1 protein-coding gene is annotated in these 668 nt (G+C 58.5%); it reads left to right on the forward strand.

The window, feature by feature from the left end:
* Positions 1-668: transposase (locus tag ABD022_RS14780; protein WP_343822185.1), on the forward strand; the 668-nt coding region annotated here is incomplete at both ends.

Here is a 668-nt window from a genome sequence, read left to right on the forward strand (position 1 = left end):
TTCAGGATGCGCTGGATCCGTTGCTGGCCAGGGCCCATCGGATCGCGGCACAGAGCCGTCGCAAAAGCGGTGTCAAAGGTAAAGACCGCATTTACAGCTGGCATGCCCCGGAAGTCGAGTGCATCGGGAAAGGCAAAGCCCATACCCCGTATGAGTTCGGTGTGAAGGTGGGGATCGTCACGACCTTGAAGGGCAATCTGATTGTGGGCGCACGCAGCTTCCCGGGCAATCCGTACGACGGTCACACGCTGGCTGAAGCCTTGGAGCAAGCCACGATTCTGATGGAAGCGACCGGTGTGCGACCAAAGACGGTCTATGCCGATCTCGGTTATCGGGGCGTAGATGGAGAGATCCCGGATTATGCGCTGAAGCACCGGGGCAAATACAAACGCCTGACGCCCGAGGAGCGGCTGCTACTCAAACGGCGCCAGGCAATTGAACCGGTGATCGGGCATCTGAAAAGCGATCATCGTATGAATCGTTGCCATTTGAAGGGTCAGATCGGCGACGCGCTGCATGCGGTGTTGTGCGCGGCCGGCTTCAATATGAAATGGCTGCTGCGCATGATTGCCCGCAAGGGCATCCGCCCTTTTTTTATCTCATCTTTTTTGGCGTGGATCCGGCAGCGGATCCAGCATCTGACCCGGTGGGGTGAGCTACCCCGCCAG

It is taken from the genome of Castellaniella daejeonensis, from assembly GCF_039523555.1.
Taxonomy (GTDB): Bacteria; Pseudomonadota; Gammaproteobacteria; order Burkholderiales; family Burkholderiaceae_B; genus Castellaniella; species Castellaniella daejeonensis.